Below are 15,106 nucleotides of genomic sequence, written 5' to 3' on the forward strand. Positions count from 1 at the left end.
TTACTTCCCTTAAAACGCACCCGATCCACCGCCTCCACCACCGGTTCCTCCGCCTCCACTGCTACTATCACTACTTGGAGCGTTGTTTGATACATTGGATGACGCTTGGTTGAAAGAACCTGCGAGGAATACCGGATTATAGACCGCGCCTCCGTAATAAGAGTTTTCATACTGCGCGTCTCCTGTACCCTGTCGATATCTATCTTCATTACGCGTACGATTTTGATCAAGTTGCTTCTGGGCACTGACGAAATCCTTATAATACGAATCCAGTTCAGGGTGCTTCACACCTACTCCGTAAATCAGCACACGGAATCGATCATCAAGCGATAGTCCTTCCCATTTCTTCGTATCTAGTTCCTTCATCCATTGACCTACTCGCTCCCACTCGAGCTTGAGCAAAATCCCTTCATAATTATACGGACTGTAAAACAAGGCGAATCCAAATGCAACCAAAGTCAAAATCCCGACTATGACTAGCTGTACATACAATTCATAATTGATAAAGGAGATCGCGAATCCGATCCCAAGCACACCGATTAGACTTAAGATTACACGTTCTTTCGTAGTCTTGACCTTCAGATCATATTCATTCAATTCTGCTTTTAAAAAATCTTTCCACATGACAAACTTCTTATCAAATGCTTCATAATTCTTCTTTTCTTTTGTGTATCTTTTCAACTCGCTCAATGTAAACTTTTGATCATGGCCGATTTGGAAAAATAACAACTGAATCAGGTGCTTCTCGTGTTCTAATCTGACATTTGCATCGACCAACTCAAACTCCTCATCAGATAGTTGTTTCACATTCCCTTTACGGACGAGATCAAGCAGCGCCGCGGACATCAGCTCGACGGAAGCTACTCCATTCTTGAAAAGAAGTACGGCCGGTAAGCTCATATCATTTGCAGGAACGTAGAAACCATTCGATTCCATCTGATAGTGCGCTTCCCTAACGTATCTTTTCCTCCTAGTATTCGCAATGAATCCAATAAAACCGACTCCAAGAATACCCGCCACTGTACTAACACCACCCACAGTGCCGATCATCTTTTGATTCTGTATGAACTTCTGACGTGACATAGCTGCCATTTCTTGATCCTTTTTCAACGTCGGACGGATGTCACTATCTACTGCAGTCATTTCCGGAAATAAAGACGACTCATAAACTACACGAATATCTCCATCATCACCTGCACGGACTTCTCCTAATGAAAATACGACCGTTCCATCCGGTTGTACCTTCCCTGTATTTTCCGCACTATCATAGCCGATGAACATCACATCAGACGCTTGACTAGGAGGCACGATTTTAATCGTCATATTGCCATAATCGGTTTCATTACGACGGTCAAAAAATGGCCAGTAAAACTGCGCACCATCATTATATTTTTCCATTCCGTTCCTAATGGTGTACTGCAAATCGAAGATCACGACTTCACTGTCTCCTTTGCGGTGTACACGATATTCAGTATCGCGCTTCTCGATTTCTAACTCTTTACCCTTTTCAAAGGCAGTAAAGTCTTTAATTGAAGCCCCTCTTTTCGGTTGAATTTCTCGAATGATCCCGTTAAATTCACTGTCAAAATCATACGTATGCTGCTCCTTAACCTGAACAGTGCCATCCGGTTCCAACTGCGCGTTGATTTTTACATCCGAAATGCTGAAATCTACAGCTCCAGCTGTCGTCGGCAGAACAAGGAAAGCGAGTAAAGCGACAAGTAACAGTTTCCATTTCATAAAAAATCACCTCTTATCAGGAGTATACGATAAGAGGTGATCAATAGATTCATTTATTGGCAGAATCTTAGGAATACAATACAGCTATTCTCTACAATTTCATTACTTTATAAAAATAGACACCCATCGAACCAAATAGTAGTACGAGTATCGTGATGAAGATGGGCATGTTTAATGAATCGATTCGAGACAAAGCGATATCGGTCGTCTGCCATATTAAAAAGACAAATAATAGTGTCGAAATGTTTTTAGTGACGTTCATAAATAGTACACCATAGCGGTATTGGATTTCTACGTTATCAGGACGCAAATTCAAGTAATTATACGCATGCGGATACTTCTCCAGCATCCACATCCCTACCCACATGACCACACCTATGATTGGCAACAGCAGTAATTCCATTCTTGAACCATAACGGTCCACTTCCCCACCCGCACCAAAATGCGCAGGAATACGGTCCGGCAATTGATCCCACTGCAGCACTAAATAGACGAGAGCAGCAGCAAATAAAGCGATAACCAACACATCGAACGCTTTTGCAACAACAGGTTTCTCTATGTCCAGCTTCGGTTTTTTCGTCTCCATACCCTCGCCACCTCACTTATGATTCCGTTGCACTCGTCATTTCAAATACATCAAAGACGTTCTCTTTAATATTAAGCGAGATGATCTTGCCTTGTTTCTCATAGAAATGAATGGATCCTCTGCGGTCTTCCATCATTTCCGTCCAGCCCCATTCCTCAATCGTACGCAAATAATGATCTGGCGGATTGCCTTCGGAGTCACCAATTCCCTTCAACTTATACTTCGCCGATTTAGAAATCTCTCCTACGCAATCCTCAGCTTTCACTTCGTACGCTTCTTTCGGAACAGGGAACCCTTGATTGATGATTGCCATGCGGTAGCCGTCTTCTTGACTATATACGTTGGAACAGCCAGTTAGTACTAAGATGGACATCACAGCCAACAGCGCAAGTAGTTGTTTCATATGTCTTCCTCCCGTTTCACGAATTCATTGAATCCATCGTACTAGGAAATATTGACATTGTCACCCACGTTTTTGTGACGAATTAACGTAACTTTTGCACGATAACTACTTTTAAATAATTAAATTCTGGATAGTCCCGTGGCGTACGGAAATCTCTTGGTAATGAGGATTCTTCCAGTACTTTATAACGTATATCTGTCTCTTTAAATGCTTGCTCAATAAAGCCTTTGAACTTCTTCATACTAAAGCTCGCGTTATTCGTAGAAGCTACAATAATACCGTTCTTCTCCGTAACCGCAATCGCTTCTTTCATCAGCATAGGATAATCCTTCGCTGTACTGAATGTGTACTTCTTCGAACGCGCAAAGCTCGGCGGGTCCAGTACAACTAGTCCGAATTTCATGTCATGACGCTTCGCATAACGGAAATAATCAAAGACATCCATTACTTTAATATCCTGTTGCTCGTAATCGATACCATTGACACTGAACTGCTCAATCGTCTTTGCAACACTGCGCTTCGCCAAATCCACACTCGTCGTCTTCACCGCACCACCTAATGCAGCCGCAACTGAAAACGCCCCTGTATAAGAGAACGTATTCAACACTTCGCGACCTTCCGAGTAGTTGTCTCGAATCGTCTCGCGTACATCACGTTGATCAAGGAAAATCCCAGTCATCGCGCCATCATTCAAATCAATCGCAAAGTTCATGCCATTTTCCTTAACAATGATTGGGAAGTCTCCAGGCGTTCCTTTAACAAAATCATCCTGCTCGACATACTGCCCCTTCGAATCAAAACGCTTCTTCTCATAGACCGCTTTATAATCCCCACGCTTATCCAACACATTATAGACATGGTGACGGAACGCATAAATACCTTCACTGTACCAACTAACCATATAGTAGCCATCGAAATAATCGATCGTCAAACCACCGATTCCATCGCCTTCCCCATTAAACAAACGGTAAGCCGTCGTATCCGGATCATTAGCATACGCCTCACGACGCTCAAAAGCCGTCGCCATTTTCTGATCGAAGAAATCAAAGTCGATCTCTTCTCTTTCATTCGAAGTCAGCACCCAGCCAATTCCTTTATTTTGAATTCCATAATAACCCGTAGCCAAATATTTATGGTACCGATCCGTCAAACGAATCAAACTACCTTCCTTCGCCTGAATCTCACTTGTCATCACAGCATCCTTCAAAATCAAAGGATACCCCTTCTTCAAAGCCACCGTGCCCTGTGCATTTAACTGTATTTCAACTAATTTACTCATATCGTCATCCTCAAAGTGTATTTTCTCCATTATCGCATGGATGAACCAAAAGTGAAAGGTGGCGCTTAGAGTCGACATCTCATGAAAACGTACTTTTACGACATTTACTCATCCTTCACTTACAATGAAAGTACAACATTAACCAAACAGGAGGAATTCACATGAACATCATCCCTTTAGGCATCTGGGGTGGCTATCCGAAAGCCAACAGCGCCACCTCTTCATTTCTCATCGAACACGAAGGATTTCATTGCCTGTTCGACTGCGGCAGCGGCGTACTTTCATCCCTGCAAAATTACATCGAACTGGACCAACTCGATGCTGTCGTCATCAGTCATTACCACGCCGACCACATAGCGGACATTGGTAGTCTACAATACAGCCGGTTAATCCAGTATTATCTCGGACAACCGTCACCCATCTTGCCAATTTATAGTCACGCACGAGACAAAGAACAGTTTGAGAAGCTGACGTATAAAGAGCAAACGCAAGGTATTGAAATTCAAAAAAACAAATCCGTTAAAATTGGCCCATTCACTGTTACGTTTTGTCCCACCATCCATCCTGTCTACTGTCTCGCAATGAAGTTCACAGTAGACGGCAAGTCTGCTGTTTTCACAGCCGATACGGAATGGTCCGACAAGCTCGTGACATTCTCGCAACACGCAGATATCATATTCTGCGAGGCCAATCTATACGAAGAACATCTCGGCAAATCACCAGGTCACATGGCAGGTAGCCAAGCAGGAAACATGGCACAGCAAGCAGACGTGGGACAACTCGTCCTCACCCATCTGCCACATCATGGTGATATAAATGAGATATTAAATGAAGCTGGAAAAACGTTTAGTGGTTCGGTGGAGATTGCGGAAGTTGGGAAGAAGTATACAATATTTTAAAACTGGGAGAGTAAATTAGTTAGTACAGGGGGATGGAAGCGCCAGCTGGTGGACGCTTTCCTATGGGCACGCAGGAGTCACCGTCAGCTTCCACTTCCAACCTACGTTGATAGTGGAGGTACTCAGATCACTCACTGTAGGTATTGTGTGAAATACGATTACGTTTTTGACTTTTTTAGGTTCAAGCACAAAAGTTCATTTCCGATTACAAGCATCACTTCAATGCACAACAGAAAGTGTCACCCACTCAGATTGCAAGGGATTGGCGCGGAGGAGGGGCGACTCCCAGAGGATCAGCTCGACAGGTGAGACAACCAATAGGGAGCTCGCGACCTGGTTGGCTCACCGCGAGCCCTCAGGAAAGCGTCCCCTCCGCAGCGCCAATCCCCCACCCCAACAGCCTTCCAATTAAAAAAGACCTTTGCAAATACCGCAAAGGTCTCCTAACTTCTTATAAAAATACAATAACTGCCAAGATCGCTGCCAGCACAATACGATAAATCGCAAACGGCATTAACTTGACCTTTGAAATCAACTTCAGGAAGAAACGGATCGAAATCAGCGCGAACACAAACGCACTCAAGAAACCAACCACGTAAAACCCTATGTCATCCATCGACATATACTCCCAGTTCTTCATCACCGACACCAGGCTCGCACCCATCATAATCGGAACCGCCATGATGAACGTGAAATCAGCAGCCGTCCGGTGATTCATGCCGAACAATACACCTCCAGAAATCGTCGCGCCCGAACGAGAAAACCCTGGCCACAACGACAAACACTGAACCAGTCCAACTGTAAATGCTTGTTTATATGTAATCTGATCCAACGTCTGTACTCGCGGTTTTTTCGGCCCAAACTTATCCGCAGCAATCATCAGCAATGCACCAGCAACTAGCGCATAAATAACCGTTTCTACACCGAATAAATAATCATCGATCAAATCCTTGAACGCAAAACCGAAAATTACAGCAGGCAACATACCAACGATGACGTGTAGCAAATTAAAGCGTTCACTCATCTTCACTCCGCTATCCACTTTATACAAACCGACTAAACTAAATAGCCGTTTCCAAAATACAACGACTACAGCTAAGATTGAACCGAGCTGAATCACGATCTTAAATGTAATCGCGGGATATTTCCCAAGGAATTCTTCCGTCTTCAACCACATATCGTCGACAATAATCAAATGACCTGTCGAAGAAACGGGCGCGAATTCCGTCATTCCTTCTACGAATCCTAAAATCAATGCTTTAATTAAATCAAATAATTCCATATGACTCTCTTTCCGCGAAGGTCTCCCTTCTGCTATTCTATTTTCTATTATCCAGTTTACCATGACGTAACAAACAGTGGATAAGTTTCAGACAGAATATTTTTATCCACATGTGCACACTTTTTATTTTTACAAATAACTGAATAGTTATGCACATAGTGCGTGGATAGATTGTGGGGAAGTTAGTAATTTCAGACTATTTTCATTATAAATACTTTTTATCCACAGTTTTATCGTCTATCTACTAATATGTCGTAGCTTTTACTTGTAGACTAGTAATCCGTTAATTTATTTTGAAACGCATAAATAACCGCCTGTGTGCGGTCTTGGACTTCCAATTTCGATAATAGATTACTGACGTGAGTCTTAACAGTTTTTAACGCAATGAATAGTTCATCTGCTATTTCCTGATTGGATTTACCTTTAGCCAATAATAATAATACTTCTAGCTCACGATCGGTTAAATCTTCATGCAAGGCATGTGTTTGACCACCGCGCATTTTTGTCATCATTTTAGACGTCACTTCCGGCTCGAGCACAGTTTGCCCCTGCATCGTTTCCCTAATTGCATCCGCCACGCGTTTCGCATTGGACGTCTTCAAAATATAGCTGACAGCCCCTGCTTCAAGTGCGGGGTATAATTTATCATCGTCAAGGAAGCTAGTGACGATAATGACTTTCGCTTCCGGCCATTTGTCGATAATCGCAGCCGTCGCCTCAGCGCCGTTCATAACTGGCATGACCATGTCCATCAAAATAATATCCGGACGTAAATCCAGTGCTTTTACGACACCGATCTGACCATTTTCTGCCTCCGCAATCACTTCGATATCTGGCTGCATCTGTAAATACGTCGATACGCCAATGCGCACCATTTCATGATCATCTACCAACAGAACTCGAATCATCCGTCAGCTCCCCTTTCAAAATCGGTAATTTCACTTCCACGATCGTTCCTTGAGATGGCACCGAGACAATCTTACAACTACCGCCTATCTCAATCGCACGTTCCTTCACATTTTGTAAACCGTATGATCCGCCTTTGCCGTCATCTTGCTTAAACCCAACCCCATTATCTTGCACGCGCAAAATAGCCAATCCATCACGTTCAATCAATAAAATTTCTACTTCCGTCGCCTGCGCGTGGCGAAGTGTATTCGATAATGTTTCTTGCGCAATTCGGAATAAATGATCTTCCGCACCTTTAGAAAGCACAATATCTTCTAAACGATGTGTAATATCGAACGTCACTTTTTCCTGTAATTCACTCAATAACTCTTCGAGACCTTTCGCAAGCGTTTGGTTATGCAGTGCAGCCGGACGTAAATGAAGAAGCAACGCCCGCATTTCTAACTGCGCCTGCTGAACCATTCGTTCCACTTGCTGTAAGGGCTTGCGGATCGGACCTTCTTCCGCTTGTTCCGCAAGTGCCGACAACAGCATGGACGCCGCGAACAATTGTTGGGACACAGAGTCATGTAATTCTCTCGCCAATCTTTGGCGTTCTTGAACAATACGTTCTTGAATCATTTTATCTTGTGTCTCGACTCGCTCATCCGTAATCTTACGCAAACTATTTCGCTGTGCTTCGAGTACTTCATATAGCTGTTCAATGGAACGATTCGTTTGTTTTTTCATTTTATTCGAGCTCGTAAATTCCTGTTTAGCATACAAATCTTGTAGTTTTCCAATAATGATATTCTCTCTGGTCCTGCTGTTCAGACTGATCCAGCTTGCAATTCCTAAGCTGATGATGAAAATCGTTGTGAACAACCAGACCAGCAACGGCATATCTGCAGCTTCTGTATCGAGTAGCAACCTCTGATATTCAGCGATGGATAAAGCAAAGAACAAATAGGAAAAGACCGCGACGATCGTACTAAACGTCAACGTTAAGAAAATGGTGCGACCAATGATTGCCTTCATTTTCTACGCACCTCCACATCGCCAATCCAAGTAAACACCGATATAATCAACTCGGGATCATTCGACCGCTTCGTTTCATAGCCATCATGTTCTTGTATCGTTTCATTAAATAATTGCTGTGAGGCCTTGCCTAAAATATTCGCTTCACCATACAGCGTGGCATAATGAATTCGCACCGGAATATCATAAGGCAGTTCAATACGCACTTTACCAAAGATTTGCCGAATCGAAATAAATGAAGCGCCTTTAGGCAATACTGTATCCGTCACATCGACATGCACATCACCAAAGAACCCTTGCATATGCATATCTTCCCACTCATACGTCGCAAATGGCGTGGATTGGACCGAGAATAAGCGGTTCCTCCACATACCTTGCGACCGTCTAACTCGGGGTTTTTGCAAATCACCAAATACTTCACTGGCCGGCGTGCCTTTCCATAATTTCATTATAATATATAATACAATTGCTAAAATCAGCAGACGTACACTCCATAACGTCAAAAGCGCGATCACTATGAAGACGATACCTGTGATTGCTGTCCATTTTCCGCGTTTTCGATAACCATAATCAAGAAATCCCCAACCGAGAAGGAGGAAGATGAAATTACCGTTTGAAAACAACATGGATTCGACGAAAGCAATTGCCAAAAGAGCAAGAAAATATACCGAAACTTTAGTAGAATTCCTCTTAGCCATTTCATTCTCTCCCTTCTCGATAGAGGAAGCGCGATGCTTCCTCTTATAGTTTACACAATATCTTGAGATTTTGCGTTAGATTTCTCTAATGAATCTAAACGCTGCTCCATTGACGAGTGCGATTGTGACGTTCTCGTTCCACCACCAAGATTTTCGATGTACGAATGCAAGTCGTCAAGTGTTGAAAACGATTGATCCGGCTTGACGAATCGATTCATCTTTTCCTGCGCACGCGTCACGTTCTCTTTGCCCATCAATTGCAACTGACGAACACGCATATCCTTCACGCGATGCTTCATCTCTTCAAACTTTCGTTCCAATGACAGCAATTCTTGCGTAGCGTCTTGGATGCTCGCAGACAAACGGGCAACTCGTCCTTCATAAGCTTCTACTTCTTCTTGCGCAAATGCGATCAACTCTGCATCTCCTGTCGCTTCAGCGAGTTCTAGCTGACGACGACGTTTCACCGCCATCAAATCCGCATCCTGACATTCGTTTTCCAATTCTTCTTTCAGTCTACCCTGGCGTTCAAGCAACTTACCAATTTCCGCTGTTTGCTTTTGTGCATCTAGGAAATATTGATTCAATAATTCAAGCGGATTTTCTTTCTTTCGTGGTTTATCCATCAAACTATTCAAGTCTTCTTGTACTGTATATTTCAATTTATGCCAAAATGCGTTCATACTGCATCTCTCCTTTTATTTTGTCAGTTCATTCCACTGGCGTTCGAAATTTGTGAACGGGTCATTGGATATGACGTTCGGGTTTACATTGCGATCGTTCCATTTGCGATATATATAATAGATTCCAATCAATGCGATGATCCCGATAAATGCACCGATGTTTGAAATCGAGCTGATTACGCTGATGATCAAGATTGTCATCCAAAATACTTTCGCGAACATCGAGTGGCTCTTTCTCCAGTAGTGGTAGCTGACAAGCGCGATTGCACCTGTAACTGCTAATGCGATAATGGGGCCTACGTTTAACGCCAGGGTTAAACCTGCCACGATTCCTAGTAATAGTAGTCCAAGTTTTTTCATGTTGATGTCCTCCCTTCATTTGTAACCTTAGTTTATAATGAATTCCGGCTTTCTCCGACGGTCCCATAGCGGATTTCTAACTCAGACTTAAGGCTGAGTGTGAGTAGGTATCGTGACTAGGGACTGTTTTGGTAGAACGATTATGCGGTTGCGAGTCTTTGTCACTCTTTGTTGGGGCGTGGCTCGACCGGCTGTTGGGCATTGAATTTAGTTAGTGTTCGTCTTTTTGACCCGCGCAGGCACGTGGGGGATTGCCTACAGCCAGGAGCCAGCTGGCAAAGTGCCGCCAGTTGTCTCCTGGCCACGGCCTACCCCGCAGTTGTGCCTGCGCTACTGAGTGGTAGTTACTTTGGTTGTGGTTGTAACAGGAACAAGATTTACGACTTGGCAATACTGACTTTCTGCTTTTGAAAAAGATGTATATGAACTGCCTTACCCACAATCCAATGAAGCGACTGCCATGGCTCCTTGCGAAAGCTATCCACCAGCTCCGTAGTGGGGACAATGACCAGTCCACTCTCAAAGCCGGTCAAGCGAGTAGCTCTTTACAAAACAGATAAACAAATGATCTTGCCAAACTGCTAGCCCATGACATTTCTTACTTGCTACCTAAATAGAATCCCAATTCCAACACAAAAAAGCTGCTCAAGAAATCCATTATGATCTCCTGAACAGCTATATTTGAATTTATTTATTTGCCTTAAGTAGACCATCAATCAAACCAGCATGCATACCTTCATGCCATGTCAGAAACTGTAGAACTTCTTCCGCAGTTTCCATCGTAATGAACTTTCCAATGGAAATGGGTGTACTCAATTGATGCACCAACTGTTGTTCGGTCAGTTGAGAAATACGCTTGCCTTGGTCTTTCATCGCAGCGAATAACTCCTCTTTCGCTGGAGGTGTGCTTGGCCAAGTAGTTGGACTCGTTCCTGGCGCAAAGAATTCTGCCCATTCCAGCTTGTCGACTGGGTAGTCATTCATTGCACGGTTAAGAAGATCTTCAGTCAATGAATAAATATGTCCTACGTTCCATCTTATGGTATTAGAAAAGCCTTCAGGTTGAGCATCCCACACCTGTTCATCTACTCGTTTAATGAGGCCCAATGTATATGCTCTTGCCAAGGAGAATTGTTGCAATGCACCCATTCATTCCACCCTTTCTTCTAATCTAAAAACAGCCTTGCACTTAGGCAGGCTGACTTTACGATTTATCTTCTTCGTTCTTTTTGATATTCTTATGCTCATTCCACTGGTCATGCGCTTCGTGGTTGTATTTACGATTATATTCTTCCTGATCTCCATACGGGAACATTTCACCGGGTGTTAGATCATGATAATTTTGGCTTGGTGATTTATTTTGACTGTAAGCGGAGGGTTTATGTTCTCCCGTTTCATCCTGTGCATTTTCTCTAAATGCTACACTTGAATCAGAATCTGCTGGATCGGCAAGAGGTAGTTCATCTGGTACTACTACACCTTCGACCACACACTGTTCCTCATTAATCTCTTCCACTTTTGGAGTTAGATCTTTTTTGTTTGGATACTTTCCGTCAACGATTGTCATATAACCATTCCTCCCTTTCATGCAATCCATAATTTATAGACCGCACTCTCTATACATACCCATATTCGCCATAAACTAAACTAATTCCTTTTAATAATCAAAAAAAGAGTAAGATAGGAATTTTATCCCATCCTACTCCGTGCTAATTTACCCACTTACGACATCAATCGTCACTTTGAATAAATCTCCATCGACTTCTACTTCCATCCGGCCGCCATGCAGCTCGACAATAGATTGAGCAATAGCCAATCCTAAACCGGAACCTTCCGTCTGTCTAGATGCATCGCCGCGCTTAAAGCGTTCAAATAACTCATCCGTAGTATCGCCAAGTTCGTATCTCGCCACATTTTTCAACACGATACGTGCAGTCGATCCCACTTGCTGAAGATTGACGTATACTCTCGTACCAGGCAATGAATATTTCAAGATATTGATGAACAGGTTATCGAGTACTCTCCACCATTTTTGTCCGTCCACCATCGCAAAGACCGGTTCTTCAGGTAAAGTAGTTCGAACATGCAAGTCTTGCTCAGTAAATTGTTCCGCATGTTCTGCCAACGCTTGTTGGATCAACTGATTCAAATCCACACGTTGCTTCACCATTTCTAAATTGCCGCTTGCCATTTTTGAAACTTCGAATAAATCTTCAATGAGCGTTTTCAAGCGCTGTGATTTCTGATCTAGAATGCCAACGTATTTCGCACGTTCCTCCGCAGATAACGTCTCATCTTTCAATAAATCCGTATACGTTATAATGGAGGTAAGCGGAGTCCGTAAGTCATGGCTGACATTCGTGATCAACTCTGTTTTCAACCGTTCACTTTTCGCTTGTTCATTGATCGACACGCGAACACCTTCGCGAAGATTATTCAAATTCGCTGCATGTTTCGCAAGCTGCGATTTACCTTTGACCGGTATTGCCTGCGTCAGATGCCCCGCCGCCATATCGTTGGTTGCAGCCAATATCCGATTCAAATAGGCGGTTTTTTTCACGAAAAGGAATAATGCGGGTAGCGCGACAAATAATACACAGAAAGCGTACACTACTATGAGCACCGGTTGCATGAATACACCCGCCAAGCCTAAACCGGCAAGGAAAAAGATGATGAGTAACAGCGACAACTGTACACCAACCGTACGATTGCTGAATGTGTCTCTACTATCTTGTGCAAATTGTACCGTATAACTGTCACGCCAATCCTTCATCAGTCGTTCTGGTTCACGGTATAGCCTAAATAAATGAACAGCCTGAAACGCCAACAGCGCGGTAAACAATACACCTATCAGCAAGAAACTGACGGCCATATTACTGATCGTCCCCAAGCTTACATATCTAAACTGATTGAAAATGTTGAAGATCGCCGATTCGATGTAAAGTGTCAGGATAAAAGCAGTCAGTAGTAAAAGAACTACTTTCACATCTAATTTCCATCGTGAATACGTAGTAGCCAATCTCGACTGGAGTATCCATTCCTTCTGGAACTTCATCACTGTAAACAACGCCACAAGCGCAAGCACACCGAGAACCCACAATCCATATACCATATACTTCCCCCGGATGAATTGATCATTTTCCTTGGCCATTGCCCCTAATATCGTAGCATCTGAGGGAATAATAATTGTTCCTTCAAAATATTGGGGAGGGTTGCTAATGCCTTCCACATCGTCATCTGTGTACATCGATCCTTGTTCCATTGAATAGTCAGAGTACCCATTGTCATACACAGCCGAGTTCGCCTTGAAATATCCTGTTGCTTCAGTAAATTCTTGTTGGAAGAGCGCCGTTACCTCGACATCGCCCCGAGTAAATCGTTCACCCGTTTCAACATTTACAAGATCATAGGCAATCGGAATATTCGTTTGGCGATTATTTTCTGTCTCCTTAATCTGACGCGCTAAAGCTTTTGCCTTTTCCGAACGAATTTTGTCTTCCACATAACTATCGCTTTCAAAATTCTGTTGAATATCTCCTAGTTTCGTATTCCGCTCTTTAACTAGAGCCAATAGTACAGTTTCATTTTCCTCGAGTTTCGCATCCGCAATTCGTTCTGCATATTGTTGCTGGATATTATCAAGCTGTTCAGACAGCGTACCGTATCGTTGTCGGTATTCTGTAATTTCATCCAGCGAAACCGTTAATTCCTTTTCTGTTTTTTTCAAGTCGACTGGATTCAGTACGGTAGCCGACAGATTATCATATTCTTGTTCCATTCTATAGGTAAAATCTTCTTGGTCGGTAAACGATTTGCCAACAAGCTGTGGTGCATAATGAATGATGGACGGCAACGCGATCAATACAAGTGTCACGAGTGCGGACCAAATGGCCAATTTTATATTTTTGTTCATCACACGGTTCCTCCTCTAATAATTCGACCAAAGTAATGAGTTGCCAAGTTTAATCGTTCCCAGCCGTCTAGGAAGAGATCAACCGTAAAGGAAGCGCAGTACATTAGACTTCCAAGGGCTAATGCAATGGCAATGAGCGAACCAACCAAGCCGTTTCTATTTTTCGATTTTATAGCCAACGCCCCACACCACCTTCACATATCGCGGATTTTTCGGATCCGCTTCGATTTTCTCTCGTATTTTCCGAATATGCACCGCCACAATATTTTCTGCGTTATATGCCTGTTCATTCCACACGCGTTCATATATTTCATTGATTGAGAATACACGTCCTGGATGTTTCATCAGTAATTCCGTAATTTTGAATTCAATTGGAGTCAGCCGAACCGGTGTCCCATCCACCGTCAACTCCTTCTCTTCTTCATTTAAAACCAAGCCATTGACTTCAATGACTTTTTGCCCTTCATACGTTCCAAGCTGCACGTACCGGCGAAGTTGCGACTTCACACGGGCCATCAACTCAAGCGGATGGAATGGCTTTGTGACGTAGTCGTCTGCCCCAACTGACAAGCCGTGGATTTTATCCGAGTCTTCCACTTTCGCACTCAACATAATAATCGGGATATTTTGCACTTCCCGTATCTTGAATGTTGCCGTGATTCCATCCATATTCGGCATCATAATATCTAAAATTAATAAATGGATTTCATTCAATGCAAGCAACTCTAGCGCTTCTTGACCATCTTTCGCTTTCAGTACACGATATCCTTCATTTTTCAAATAAATTTCAATTCCCTCGCGAATTTCCTTATCGTCATCCGCCACAAGCACTGTAAACTCTGCCATGTAGGTCACCCCGTCTCACTAATAACTTCATTCTACCACCCCACTCTTAACAAAGACTGAGGATAAATATGAAGAAAATCTTAAGATGTACTCGAATAAATTCCTTTGCGCTCATTAAACTGCCTCAACCGCTCTTAAAAATCCACAAGTGCTCATAGAACACGGCCAAGCGCTCTATCATGCCACACAAGCGCTCATAGAACACATCCAACCGCTCTATACACCATCATAACCGCTCATAGCTGATGTATAATCTTGAATAAGAATGCCACACTCTTATAATGGAGGTGACGAATATGCCTAATAAAAAGAATAATAAGAAGAATACTGAGAACATGCGTGAGGAGTATGGCTTCGGATATGATTTGAGTCCTGATGATTTTGATGTGGTTGGACAGAACGATGCGGCTAAGAAGAATAAAACGAATTCGAAAAAGAATAAGCAGACGGAAGGTAATCAACCGTTTAATCCTTCGTGACTTTGAAGGAGA

Annotated in this window: 17 protein-coding genes; 2 read left to right on the plus strand and 15 right to left on the minus strand. The window is 43.0% G+C overall.

The window, feature by feature from the left end; genetic code table 11:
* Positions 1-9: 9 nt before the first annotated feature.
* From H605_RS0109075 to H605_RS0109090, 4 genes are all read right to left on the minus strand, one after another.
* Positions 10-1,740 (minus strand): DUF2207 domain-containing protein, encoded by a 1,731-nt coding sequence (locus H605_RS0109075; RefSeq protein ID WP_029053926.1) that lies wholly within the window; start codon positions 1,738-1,740, stop codon positions 10-12.
* A gap of 91 nt (positions 1,741-1,831) precedes the next feature.
* Positions 1,832-2,326, minus strand: a complete 495-nt coding sequence (locus H605_RS0109080) for a DUF1648 domain-containing protein (protein WP_029053927.1) — start codon at positions 2,324-2,326, stop codon at positions 1,832-1,834.
* A gap of 16 nt (positions 2,327-2,342) precedes the next feature.
* On the minus strand, positions 2,343-2,729 hold the full coding sequence (locus tag H605_RS0109085) for a hypothetical protein (protein WP_029053928.1): 387 nt from the start codon (positions 2,727-2,729) through the stop codon (positions 2,343-2,345).
* A gap of 82 nt (positions 2,730-2,811) precedes the next feature.
* Positions 2,812-4,008: a class I SAM-dependent rRNA methyltransferase gene (locus H605_RS0109090; RefSeq protein ID WP_029053929.1), complete on the minus strand. Its 1,197-nt coding sequence runs from the start codon at positions 4,006-4,008 to the stop codon at positions 2,812-2,814.
* A 161-nt stretch (positions 4,009-4,169) separates the two neighbouring features.
* Here H605_RS0109090 and H605_RS0109095 point away from each other — a divergent pair, with 161 nt between their 5' ends.
* Complete coding sequence (locus H605_RS0109095; RefSeq protein WP_029053930.1) at positions 4,170-4,907, plus strand: MBL fold metallo-hydrolase; 738 nt, start codon at positions 4,170-4,172, stop codon at positions 4,905-4,907.
* Positions 4,908-5,358: 451 nt separating this feature from the next.
* On the opposite strand, the gene H605_RS0109100 is transcribed toward H605_RS0109095, so the two are convergent.
* From H605_RS0109100 to H605_RS0109155, 11 genes are all read right to left on the minus strand, one after another.
* Positions 5,359-6,189, minus strand: coding sequence for an undecaprenyl-diphosphate phosphatase (locus tag H605_RS0109100; RefSeq protein WP_029053931.1), 831 nt, complete (start codon positions 6,187-6,189; stop codon positions 5,359-5,361).
* Positions 6,190-6,461: 272 nt separating this feature from the next.
* On the minus strand, positions 6,462-7,097 hold the full coding sequence (locus H605_RS0109105; protein ID WP_029053932.1) for a response regulator: 636 nt from the start codon (positions 7,095-7,097) through the stop codon (positions 6,462-6,464).
* Complete coding sequence (locus H605_RS0109110; protein ID WP_029053933.1) at positions 7,072-8,115, minus strand: sensor histidine kinase; 1,044 nt, start codon at positions 8,113-8,115, stop codon at positions 7,072-7,074. The genes H605_RS0109105 and H605_RS0109110 overlap by 26 nt, the downstream gene beginning before the upstream one ends.
* Positions 8,112-8,813, minus strand: coding sequence for a cell wall-active antibiotics response protein LiaF (liaF, locus tag H605_RS0109115; protein WP_029053934.1), 702 nt, complete (start codon positions 8,811-8,813; stop codon positions 8,112-8,114). The genes H605_RS0109110 and liaF overlap by 4 nt, the downstream gene beginning before the upstream one ends.
* Positions 8,814-8,863: 50 nt before the next feature.
* Positions 8,864-9,496: a PspA/IM30 family protein gene (locus tag H605_RS0109120; protein WP_029053935.1), complete on the minus strand. Its 633-nt coding sequence runs from the start codon at positions 9,494-9,496 to the stop codon at positions 8,864-8,866.
* Between the two features lie 15 nt (positions 9,497-9,511).
* The gene (locus tag H605_RS0109125; RefSeq protein ID WP_029053936.1) at positions 9,512-9,856 is read right to left on the minus strand and encodes a lmo0954 family membrane protein; all 345 of its coding nucleotides are present in this window, start codon (positions 9,854-9,856) and stop codon (positions 9,512-9,514) included.
* Positions 9,857-10,543: 687 nt separating this feature from the next.
* Positions 10,544-11,005, minus strand: coding sequence for a DinB family protein (locus H605_RS0109135; RefSeq protein ID WP_029053937.1), 462 nt, complete (start codon positions 11,003-11,005; stop codon positions 10,544-10,546).
* Positions 11,006-11,060: 55 nt separating this feature from the next.
* Complete coding sequence (locus tag H605_RS0109140) at positions 11,061-11,423, minus strand: hypothetical protein (protein WP_029053938.1); 363 nt, start codon at positions 11,421-11,423, stop codon at positions 11,061-11,063.
* A 147-nt stretch (positions 11,424-11,570) separates the two neighbouring features.
* Positions 11,571-13,769, minus strand: coding sequence for a sensor histidine kinase (locus tag H605_RS0109145; protein WP_037561839.1), 2,199 nt, complete (start codon positions 13,767-13,769; stop codon positions 11,571-11,573).
* Positions 13,769-13,948 carry a hypothetical protein gene (locus H605_RS0109150; protein WP_029053940.1) on the minus strand — a complete coding sequence of 60 codons (180 nt, stop codon included), beginning with the start codon at positions 13,946-13,948 and terminating at the stop codon, positions 13,769-13,771. The genes H605_RS0109145 and H605_RS0109150 overlap by 1 nt, the downstream gene beginning before the upstream one ends.
* Positions 13,926-14,615 (minus strand): response regulator transcription factor, encoded by a 690-nt coding sequence (locus tag H605_RS0109155; protein WP_029053941.1) that lies wholly within the window; start codon positions 14,613-14,615, stop codon positions 13,926-13,928. Before H605_RS0109155 ends, H605_RS0109150 begins: the two co-directional genes overlap by 23 nt.
* A gap of 296 nt (positions 14,616-14,911) precedes the next feature.
* On the opposite strand from H605_RS0109155, the gene H605_RS0109160 reads away from it, so the two are divergent.
* A complete protein-coding gene (locus tag H605_RS0109160; RefSeq protein WP_037561841.1) occupies positions 14,912-15,094 on the plus strand; it encodes a hypothetical protein in 183 nt (60 codons plus the stop codon).
* The last annotated feature ends 12 nt before the right edge of the window (positions 15,095-15,106 follow it).

It is taken from the genome of Sporosarcina ureae DSM 2281 (genome assembly GCF_000425545.1).
Taxonomy (GTDB): domain Bacteria; phylum Bacillota; class Bacilli; order Bacillales_A; family Planococcaceae; genus Sporosarcina; species Sporosarcina ureae.

What these genes read in the sequence shown, in the direction of transcription:
- H605_RS0109080 (WP_029053927.1), bottom strand. Translation starts at nt 2,326, where the DNA reads ATGGAGACGAAAAAACCGAAGCTGGACATAGAGAAACCTGTTGTTGCA.
- H605_RS0109100 (WP_029053931.1), bottom strand. Translation starts at nt 6,189, where the DNA reads ATGGAATTATTTGATTTAATTAAAGCATTGATTTTAGGATTCGTAGAA.
- H605_RS0109120 (WP_029053935.1), bottom strand. Translation starts at nt 9,496, where the DNA reads ATGAACGCATTTTGGCATAAATTGAAATATACAGTACAAGAAGACTTG.
- H605_RS0109160 (WP_037561841.1), top strand. Translation starts at nt 14,912, where the DNA reads ATGCCTAATAAAAAGAATAATAAGAAGAATACTGAGAACATGCGTGAG.
- H605_RS0109155 (WP_029053941.1), bottom strand. Translation starts at nt 14,615, where the DNA reads ATGGCAGAGTTTACAGTGCTTGTGGCGGATGACGATAAGGAAATTCGC.
- H605_RS0109085 (WP_029053928.1), bottom strand. Translation starts at nt 2,729, where the DNA reads ATGAAACAACTACTTGCGCTGTTGGCTGTGATGTCCATCTTAGTACTA.
- H605_RS0109135 (WP_029053937.1), bottom strand. Translation starts at nt 11,005, where the DNA reads ATGGGTGCATTGCAACAATTCTCCTTGGCAAGAGCATATACATTGGGC.
- H605_RS0109095 (WP_029053930.1), top strand. Translation starts at nt 4,170, where the DNA reads ATGAACATCATCCCTTTAGGCATCTGGGGTGGCTATCCGAAAGCCAAC.
- H605_RS0109110 (WP_029053933.1), bottom strand. Translation starts at nt 8,115, where the DNA reads ATGAAGGCAATCATTGGTCGCACCATTTTCTTAACGTTGACGTTTAGT.
- H605_RS0109145 (WP_037561839.1), bottom strand. Translation starts at nt 13,769, where the DNA reads ATGAACAAAAATATAAAATTGGCCATTTGGTCCGCACTCGTGACACTT.
- H605_RS0109125 (WP_029053936.1), bottom strand. Translation starts at nt 9,856, where the DNA reads ATGAAAAAACTTGGACTACTATTACTAGGAATCGTGGCAGGTTTAACC.
- H605_RS0109090 (WP_029053929.1), bottom strand. Translation starts at nt 4,008, where the DNA reads ATGAGTAAATTAGTTGAAATACAGTTAAATGCACAGGGCACGGTGGCT.
- H605_RS0109075 (WP_029053926.1), bottom strand. Translation starts at nt 1,740, where the DNA reads ATGAAATGGAAACTGTTACTTGTCGCTTTACTCGCTTTCCTTGTTCTG.
- liaF (WP_029053934.1), bottom strand. Translation starts at nt 8,813, where the DNA reads ATGGCTAAGAGGAATTCTACTAAAGTTTCGGTATATTTTCTTGCTCTT.
- H605_RS0109105 (WP_029053932.1), bottom strand. Translation starts at nt 7,097, where the DNA reads ATGATTCGAGTTCTGTTGGTAGATGATCATGAAATGGTGCGCATTGGC.
- H605_RS0109140 (WP_029053938.1), bottom strand. Translation starts at nt 11,423, where the DNA reads ATGACAATCGTTGACGGAAAGTATCCAAACAAAAAAGATCTAACTCCA.